This is a genomic window from Candidatus Manganitrophaceae bacterium, assembly GCA_012960925.1.
GTDB lineage: Bacteria > Nitrospirota > Nitrospiria > SBBL01 > JAADHI01 > DUAG01.
Genome location: DUAG01000055.1, coordinates 69,578 through 78,541 on the forward strand (window position 1 = coordinate 69,578; position 8,964 = coordinate 78,541).

Annotated in this window: 10 protein-coding genes; 6 read left to right on the top strand and 4 right to left on the bottom strand. The window is 45.1% G+C overall.

The features are described from left to right. Positions 1 to 361: 361 nt before the first annotated feature. Positions 362 to 616, top strand: coding sequence for a ribbon-helix-helix protein, CopG family (locus EYQ01_09090; GenBank protein ID HIE65942.1), 255 nt, complete (start codon positions 362 to 364; stop codon positions 614 to 616). Positions 617 to 694: 78 nt separating this feature from the next. Here EYQ01_09090 and EYQ01_09095 read toward each other — a convergent pair whose 3' ends face one another. From EYQ01_09095 to EYQ01_09105, 3 genes are all read right to left on the bottom strand, one after another. After that, a complete protein-coding gene (locus EYQ01_09095) occupies positions 695 to 898 on the bottom strand; it encodes a cold shock domain-containing protein (protein HIE65943.1) in 204 nt (67 codons plus the stop codon). 324 nt (positions 899 to 1,222) lie between these two features. After that, the gene (locus EYQ01_09100) at positions 1,223 to 1,624 is read right to left on the bottom strand and encodes a hypothetical protein (GenBank protein ID HIE65944.1); all 402 of its coding nucleotides are present in this window, start codon (positions 1,622 to 1,624) and stop codon (positions 1,223 to 1,225) included. Positions 1,625 to 2,209: 585 nt separating this feature from the next. Next, entirely contained in the window at positions 2,210 to 2,395 is a 186-nt protein-coding gene (locus EYQ01_09105) for a hypothetical protein (GenBank protein ID HIE65945.1), read from the bottom strand. Between the two features lie 306 nt (positions 2,396 to 2,701). Here EYQ01_09105 and EYQ01_09110 point away from each other — a divergent pair, with 306 nt between their 5' ends. From EYQ01_09110 to EYQ01_09125, 4 genes are all read left to right on the top strand, one after another. Continuing rightward, a complete protein-coding gene (locus tag EYQ01_09110; GenBank protein HIE65946.1) occupies positions 2,702 to 3,181 on the top strand; it encodes a YaiI/YqxD family protein in 480 nt (159 codons plus the stop codon). A 142-nt stretch (positions 3,182 to 3,323) separates the two neighbouring features. Further along, positions 3,324 to 4,508 carry an NAD(P)/FAD-dependent oxidoreductase gene (locus EYQ01_09115; protein ID HIE65947.1) on the top strand — a complete coding sequence of 395 codons (1,185 nt, stop codon included), beginning with the start codon at positions 3,324 to 3,326 and terminating at the stop codon, positions 4,506 to 4,508. A 35-nt stretch (positions 4,509 to 4,543) separates the two neighbouring features. After that, positions 4,544 to 5,776, top strand: coding sequence for a mechanosensitive ion channel family protein (locus EYQ01_09120; GenBank protein ID HIE65948.1), 1,233 nt, complete (start codon positions 4,544 to 4,546; stop codon positions 5,774 to 5,776). Positions 5,777 to 5,822: 46 nt separating this feature from the next. Continuing rightward, positions 5,823 to 6,728, top strand: a complete 906-nt coding sequence (locus EYQ01_09125; protein HIE65949.1) for a mechanosensitive ion channel family protein — start codon at positions 5,823 to 5,825, stop codon at positions 6,726 to 6,728. A gap of 51 nt (positions 6,729 to 6,779) precedes the next feature. Here the strand turns inward: EYQ01_09125 and EYQ01_09130 are convergent, their stop codons facing one another. Beyond that, positions 6,780 to 8,048, bottom strand: a complete 1,269-nt coding sequence (locus EYQ01_09130; GenBank protein HIE65950.1) for an NAD(P)/FAD-dependent oxidoreductase — start codon at positions 8,046 to 8,048, stop codon at positions 6,780 to 6,782. 137 nt (positions 8,049 to 8,185) lie between these two features. On the opposite strand from EYQ01_09130, the gene EYQ01_09135 reads away from it, so the two are divergent. Then, on the top strand, positions 8,186 to 8,964 hold a 779-nt coding region (locus EYQ01_09135; protein HIE65951.1), incomplete at its 3' end, for a twitching motility protein PilT.

Consider the following 8,964-nt stretch of genomic DNA (forward strand, 5'->3'; position numbering starts at 1 on the left):
GGATTATTGAGCTGCGGAGATATCACGCATCCAATCACCACGAAAACGCCAACGCAGATTCTCCCGACCTTGACCAGGGAATGATCACCTGGAAGGCGATTTCTCCAACTTCAATTTAAATTGTTCTCCTGGTGGAGACTTTTGTTCGCGGCAAAGATTCCTTTCAGCCAATGTTCGACTTCTATAAACCTCAGGAAGGCGAATCTCTTCCTCGCCCGCTCGGAACCTTAAGCACACCTGATTTTCCTTCATCTTTTTATTCTATTTGGGTAGGTAGTATGTTATGGTTGGGTTGAAACCAATGTGAACCTATCTATATGCATATGGTTCGGTTCGATATGAATTGTAGGGGTGGATTTAAATGGCTAAAGAGGCGTTTAGTATTCGGGTAGATAGCAACAAGGTCAAACAACTGGACTTGCTTGCAGAGCAGATGGACAGATCTCGCAACTACCTGGTTAATCAGGCGATCAATCAGTTCCTCGAAGTACAGGAGGCCTTAAAGGTCAAGCGTGTGAAAGAGGGAGGTGTGGGGGCTAAGGAAGAACGCTTTGAGAGTGACGCGGAGGTAGATAGTCTCTTCAGAAATATAAAGAATAATGACCAGGTTCCTTAAATTGCACATTAGGACTTGTAAAAAAAGCCCCGTCGGAATTATTATCCGGCGAGGCTTTTTTAGACTAAAATTCCTTTGTTAGGAAACTTTAGTGACATTGCTGGCTTGCGGACCTTTCTGGCCTTCGGTGATCTCGAATTCGACCTCATCCCCTTCATCCAGAGATTTGTAGCCGTCACCGGCGATGGCGGAAAAGTGGACGAAAAGATCGTCCCCGCTCTCAGGGGTGATAAATCCAAAACCTTTACTTCCGTTAAACCATTTGACTGTTCCTGTACTCACTGTTTATTTCTCCTGTGATGTTATCAGCAATTTGCTGATGAAATGTCCAAAGCGCTTTAAATTAACAAAAAAAAATGCAGCCAGATGGAAAGGGCTACAGCATCTTACTTCTTCTGCTCACTTTCGTACGATGGACCTGTAGATTCATACCATAACAAGACTTATATTGTCTATAGATAAATAAGTTTGCGAAAAGGTGCTTTTTAATGAACCCCCTGGAAATTGGGAGAGGGTCTTTCAAAAAGCAGATGCCTCCGGTTTAACAAAATAATTTCCGGCCAAGGACTAAATGGCAGATTTAAAGATGCATTGGCTTGCAGATCCTTACCTGTTTTGGACGAGTCGTTTCGGTCCGCCCTCAAATAGGGCTTCAATTTTATGATCGAATGTTGATACGATAAAGCCGATCCCAAAACTGGCATGTTCTATGACTTGATCTACTTTAAACTTCCCCTGCATACTATATTTCTTGGCAGAGGAGAAATCGTAGGAATCCCCTAGCTTTAACATTGCAGCTTCATAGTCTGTTTGTTTTGGCCTTCTCCCTTTGCCTGGTGCCTTTGGAGCCGGCGCTTTATCTCGGTAATTGTGGTGCCCTTTGCAGGTTTTGCACTTCACTTTCTTGGGCAATCCATCTACCAAAGCAACAAGGGTGTGATCCAATATCAATTTACATTTTGTACACCATGAAACAATTTCTGCCCCCACCTCAACTTGTTCTGCCATATCTTTTCTTCCTTATGTTAAAATCTTCATAAATCCGCAACCAATCCATTCTCCTCTCATTCAAGGCCAGTGTCAAGAAAGCAAATCTCACCAAAGATCTGCGATTGGATCTTGGGAAAAACCGTCAAGTTGCCTGAAAACCAAGGCCAGAGGCCATAAGGGCGAGCGAGGCGTACTCACCTGTACGGTGGGAGTCAGGTGTCCGATAACGCAGAAATTTTAGGCGACTTGAAGGTTTCTAAATACGCAATCGTAGAATTAGGGATCTCAACAAAAATAATGGGGTATAAAGATTCTAATTCAAGTATGATTATTCCCAGAAAGGGGTTTAGAAAGAAGGGTCATTCACAAAAACCCAATAAGGGGACCTGGCCTAAGTGCGTAGCGATTTGGTGATTCGAGTCTCGATCTTAAGTGGGGGTTTTAGGAAGCTCTGAATAAGTCATGAATTATTTTTCTAGGCCAAAAGGTCCTGTTTCTGCATTTCAAATCTTGAAATTAGCTGGCTGTTCTCCTCGGTTTCCGACTTAAATCACAACATTTTATCTCCTGAAAAGCTCAACCCAGACTTAATCAGAGGTTCATTTATTTCCTACTCTTTTTCCGAGAAAGTTTGGCGGATTTATTTTTTTTCTTCTTTTTCGTTTTTGACGCGGCACTTGTTCTGGGTTTTGTTGGCTTCGCATGGTCTTCTTCCCGCTCACCATAGCCTCCGGAATCAGGATCTTGATTTGAAAATATAGAATGGAGGTCTTTTTTATCATCTTCCATAGAATCTCCAGATCGGCGAAAAAGGTGGTCTCGTTTCTCAGATTAGAGTAACGTTTTAAAGAGTAAAGATCAATTAAGGAACCTCCGATTTAAGGTGCGAATCTCTGAGAATAGCCTGCTATTTTCCAGATTTGCAACGAAGAACCGGGACATAAGTGCCATGAAAACTAATTCATGACTTATTCGGGGGTTCTTAAACGGCGCTTCATGGTGTTTTATCGTGATGGGTATCAGAGTCATCTCCAAAATGCTCTTTACATAGATGCTGGAAATCAAGAGTCGAATTGGCTATTATCAAACTGCCGTATGTTCCAGGAGTCTATTTTGCTGAAAATTTTTATTGATGCAGATGCATGCCCGGTCAAACAGGAAGTATATCGTGTTGCAAACCGCTATCGTTTGGCGGTCACATTGGTGGCCAACTCCTGGATGCGCATCCCTGATCGCACAGGGCTTGTACTTAAAGTGGTCGGGACACGTCTCGATGAGGCCGATGATTGGATTGCAGAGCAAGTACAAGCTCACGACATTGTCATTACGGCGGATATTCCACTTGCCAGCCGATGCCTGGAGAAGGGCGCATATGTCATTGGAACAACTGGAAAGCCATTCACGGAAAATAATATCGGTGATGCTCTTGCGACGCGGGAGTTGTTGTCAGAACTTCGTGGCGCAGGAGAGATAATGGGTGGGCCGGCACCACTACAGAAGCGTGACCGATCCCGTTTTCTTCAGCAGCTCGACGAAGTGATTCAATTGATCCGTCGCAGGTACCCGGGAGATTAGAGAGTCAATCGTAACGTCTGCAGGCCACTATTTGGCTTCGCGAGACCCATTCTACAGAGCTAGGCACGAGGAACACAGAATCAAAACGTATGTGTCTATGAGCGAGGATTGCAGAGTGACCTCCTTTCTATACATCGCCTGAATGTCTCTTACAAACCAACAAGATGTCATCATCATCGGCGCGGGTGCGGCTGGACTGATGTGCGCGCTTACTGCGGGACAACGTGGAAGATCCGTCCTGCTGCTAGAGCATGCCTCTTCCGTCGGAAAAAAAATTCTGATCTCCGGCGGGGGACGGTGTAATTTCACGAATCGGAGCGTCGAAGCGGAACATTTTATTTCTCATAATCCTCATTTTTGTAAATCTGCCCTCAGCCGTTTCGGACCGGAAGATTTTGTCGCCTTGGTTGAAGGGCATAAAATCCGCTACCATGAAAAAACCTTGGGGCAACTCTTCTGCACCAGCCGATCCAGAGAAATATTAAATATGTTATTAGAGGAATGCCGAGCCGGACAGGTTGAAATAAAAACAAACTGTCGGGTGGAAAAAATTGAGAGACAAAATTTATTCAAGCTCAAGACTTCGATCGGCGAACTTTGCTGCACATCCCTTGTAATTGCGACCGGGGGCTTATCTTATGTTAAAATCGGGGCAAGTGATTTTGGGTACAAGTGTGCCTTGCAGTTTGGGCTGAATGTTTTACCCTCTCGGCCCGCCTTGGTTTCCATCACTTTGGATCGGAATAATGCAAAAAAACTGGAAGGACTTTCAGGGATTTCCGCAGAGGTTTCTGTGTCTTGCAATGGGAAGGTCTTTGACGAGGCGATGCTGATTACCCACAAAGGATTGAGTGGTCCCGCGATTCTCCAAATTTCAAATTACTGGTATCCAGGAGATAAAATCACAATCAACCTGCTGCCTCAGCTTAATCTGGTGAAGGCAATGGAAGTCTGGAAAAAGTGCCGCCCGGCAGCAATGCTTAAGACCCTGTTGGCAGAACACCTCAGTAAACGGCTCGCACAACGATGGCTTACTTTTGTTGCTGACAACAAGGCCGTCAATCAATACAATCAACAAGAAATTATATCTATTGCCCGGCATTTCCATCAGTGGACACTGATCCCCTCCGGAACGGGGGGCTATCGAATCGCAGAGGTGACTTCCGGCGGAATAGATACCCGAGGACTCTCTTCAAAAAGCTTTGAGGCCACAAAGGTCCCCGGCCTTTATCTTATAGGAGAGGTCCTGGATGTTACCGGCTGGCTGGGCGGATACAATTTTCAATGGGCCTGGTCATCGGGATATTGTGCGGGTTTATATGTGTGAGTAAACTTGGTCCAACATTATAAAAGGGAGTGGATATGTTACAAGCTTGGCTGAGTCAGGGAGGGGTCCCGGATCAATATATAGGAACGACTATTATCGTAATTAAGATCATCGCATTGTTGATTTTGTGTTGGGTCGTGAATATTTCTGCAAAGAAATTTGTAATGCGCTTGGTGAAAACCATCACGCGAAAAACAAAAAATGATTGGGATGATATTTTTCTTGATCAGAACGTCTTCAAGAATGTCTCGCAATTTGCTCCAGCTTTTTTAATTTACTTTTTAGCGCCGATCTGGTTTCAAGCCTCCGAGGGGGTGATTGATGTAATTAAGCGTGTGGCAAATGCTTATATGATTCTGGTGGGGTGTTGGGTCATAAATGCGGTGTTAAATTCCGTATTAATCATCTATCAACGCTTTGAGGTTTCCCGTAAAAAACCGATTAAAGGCTATCTTCAGGCCGTCAAGACCCTTGTGTATTTTTTAACGGCCTTGTTTGTCATCTCTACCCTAATGAATAAATCTCCCTGGGGCTTTTTAAGTATTTTTGGCGGTTTAACTGCGGTTATTTTGTTGATTTTCAAGGACATGATTCTCGGCCTGGTCGCGGGTATCCAATTGACCTCTAATAATATGGTGGCGCGAGGCGATTGGATTGAAATGCCAAAGTATGGTGCCGATGGTGACATTATCGACATGACCTTAACAACGATCATGGTACAAAACTGGGATAAAACAATCACGACGATTCCGATGCAGGCCTTGATCAACGATTCGTTTAAAAACTGGAAAGGGATGTCGGAATCGGAAGGCCGGAGAATTAAGCGTTCTATCTGTGTTGATATGAATTCCATCAAGTTTATTGACGAGGCGCTTTTAAAGAAACTTGAAAATGTGGAGGTATTAAAAACCTATCTCAAAGAAAAAACTTCAGACATAGAGGCCTTCAATAAAGAAGAAAACGTGGATGTCAGCGCCTTGATCAATGGCCGACGTTTAACAAATGTTGGAACCTTTCGTGCCTACATTGTAAATTACTTACGCAATCACCCCAAAATCCATAAGGATATGACTTTTTTAGTGCGGCATTTGGCGCCGACGGAACATGGTCTGCCCATTGAAATATACGTTTTTAGTAATGATCAGGTCTGGGCGAACTACGAGGCTATTCAAGCTGATATTTTTGACCATGTGTTAGCGGCACTCCCGAAGTTTGACCTAAGGGTTTTCCAAAATCCTACAGGATCGGATTTCCAGAATTGGAAATAATTCTGATGCCCCATTCCGGGATGGGGCGCGTATTCAAGGAGAGTAAATGACGTTTCTTGAAGTGATAGCGATCATCAAAGGTATTTTAGATTTCACAATATTCAAGGTTGGGGAAACGAATGTCACCACCCGTTCTTTGATCACCTTTGGCATGGTGACTGCCATATTCACTTTTTCTGCCAGGATATTACGAAATATTTTAATGACGAAATTTTTTGCGCGCTTGAGGATAGAAAGGGGCACACGCTATTCACTGTCCCGTATTGTTCAATACTTCGTTTTATTCATTGGTGTTATTGTTGCCTTTCAAGTGATCGGCATTGATCTCAGTGGGCTGCTTGTCATTTTCGGCTTTCTTTCCGTTGGGATCGGTTTTGGCTTGCAGAATATCACCTCTAATTTCATATCAGGCCTGATTTTGTTGTTCGAGCGCCATATCAGAGTGGGGGACCGGGTCACGGTCGGCGACACGGAAGGAGACGTCACCGAGATTAATATTCGTTCAACGACTATTCGATCTTTAAGAAATATATCGATTATTGTTCCAAATTCAGAGTTTATCTCGGGCACCGTTGTGAATTGGTCTCATAGCGATCCGAAGGTTCGTCTTGATATACCCGTGGGTGTCTCCTACAGTTCTGACCTGGATACGGTATTGCGGTCGCTGAAGGAGGTTGCCGAGGAGCGTTCAGAAGTATTACGTAAGCCGCCGCCAGAGGTCCTGCTTGAAGAATTTGCGGATTCATCCTGGAACATGAGTCTCCGCGTGTGGATTAATGATCCCAAACGGAATCGCTTGGTGCGCTCCGATATTAATTGTGCAATCGTTCGAAAATTCCGTGAAAATAATATAGAGATTCCTTTCCCGCAACGCGATCTCCATATCATCCCATCCCTGCCACTTCCTCTGGAATCTCCAAAGAAAGAATTGGCGGACGGCAACAAGGAATAAAACCGCCCTGAAGTCTGGATGAAACAGCTTGATCCGCATCTCAAGCCTTTCTCAACCGGACCTCGTGAGAGCGGCCTTGAGTCGAAGTCCGGTGTAGGCGGCGTAAAATTTAACCGCGCTTTTCAAGCGATAGTAGAAAACAAGATCAAGCAGGGTTTCCATTGTAAAGGACTTTAAGGCTCCCAACATCAGGTTCACCTTTTGATCATCCGCTTCCCGGTAGATATTTTGCGTGAGTTGTTCGGAAACGATCCATTTGAATCCGCTCATGCGGCGCATTGCTACTTTGTATCCCTGAAAATTGACGATCTTGTTATCAAGTAAATTGTTCACATGAAGGGCCGCGACCCGGCCGCTCATCATGGCATGACGTATCCCCTCGAAAGTCAAGGGGTTAACGGTAGAAACCGCATCCCCGATGGCAATGATATTTTTATCGAAATAACGGTCGCGTTGATGGGAGGTATAGGAGAGGGTTTTTCCGTGTTGATCGAGGATCGTGATGGCGTCGGTTTGAAGGCAGGCCGACATCAACCGGTCGAGATAAAAACGAAATGATTTTTGATGCGGCACAACCTGCTCATTTGGATAATTCCGACCGACGCCGACCTTCAGGCGATTTGCTTCCATCGGAAAGATCCAGGCGTATCCCTGGGGCATCCACCTTTGTCCGATGAAAAAAGAAAGGCATTCAGCATGGGACCGATAAACCTCTTCCGGGACTTCAACAAGGAATTCTATGCCGGTGCCGACAATGGCATTTTGATGACGCGGTGCGCCGTGCGATAAAACCTTCCGTTCCGAACCCGTGGCATCGACCAGGACTTTTGTCTGAAACTGTTCGATGGTCCGGGTGCCCGATTTTTTAAAAGAAACAAGGATGATGCCATCCTGGGTCTCATAGCCCTGATAGGAGCTTGCAAATAAAAGGTCGCTTCCATTGTTGCTTGTTTCATCTGCTAGAAATGTACGAAGTTTTCGGAAGTCGAATACGATGGCGATCGGGTCGGCCGACCGCCAGAGATGCGACTCCTCGGAAGAGGAGATCCTGACCTGTTTACAGAAAGCCCCTACGACAGATTCCGGGAGATCAAATGTTTTCAAGGTCTCCAACGTCGAGCCGCCGCTCGAGAAATCATTGGCAAAAAAGTCCTTCGCTTTCTCGACCAGTAAGACTTTCCTGCCCGTCGCCGAGAGCTCACGTGCACAGACACCCCCCGCCGGACCCGCTCCGACAATAATCACATCATATTTTTTCATAAGGGATCTTTTCCAATGAAGGAGATGGGAATATGGCAAGATACCATGATACGATTTCATGAACAAGAACGTGTTGAACAGACAGATGTTAACCGAGCATCCCTAATTGGATAGTCAGGGCAGAGTTCCTTTATTACTGGAGCGCTCCCATGGTGTAATATACCAATAGGACCTATTCAGGTGAACGGGGTAAAGGCATGGGCGAGAAAAAAGCGCTATTTCGGTTTTACGAAGAACTGAACGATTTCCTTCCTCCTGAAAAAAGGAAAACAGACCTTCCCTACCGCTTCCATGAAAAACCGGCCATCAAAGATCCGATAGAAGCGATCGGCATCCCCCATACGGAGGTCGATCTGATTCTTGTTAACGGAAAATCGGTCGGTTTCAACTATTACTTACGACATGGTGACCGGGTATCCGTCTATCCCTTTTTCAAAACCCTCGATATCTCACCGATTGTAAAACTTCGAGGCAGACCCTCGCGAAAATCGACCTTTATTCTTGATGTGCATCTTGGTAAGTTGGCGAGATTACTCCGCCTGTTGGGGTTTGATGTCGCGTACAGGAACGATTATGCCGATCCGGATATCGTCCGTATTTCCGTAGATAAAACCCGCATCATTTTAACCCGAGACCGGCGACTCTTATTCCGAAAAGAGATCACGCACGTGTACTGTCTCCGCTCAACAGACCCGAAGCAACAACTCAAGGAGGTGCTCAAGAATTTTGATCTTTACGCACAAGTGAATTCCTTTCGTCGATGTGCCGAGTGTAATGGCAAAATCGGGGCAGTTCAAAAAAGTGAAATTATCGACCAGTTAGAGCCCAAGACGATATTATATTACGATCAGTTTTACCGTTGCGAAGATTGTCGAAAGATCTATTGGAAAGGATCACATTACGTGAATTCAACAAGTAAGTGCAACTTTGGTAGTTGGAAAGAGAGGCAAGCTGCGGTAGGATCAGCAGTGTTTCT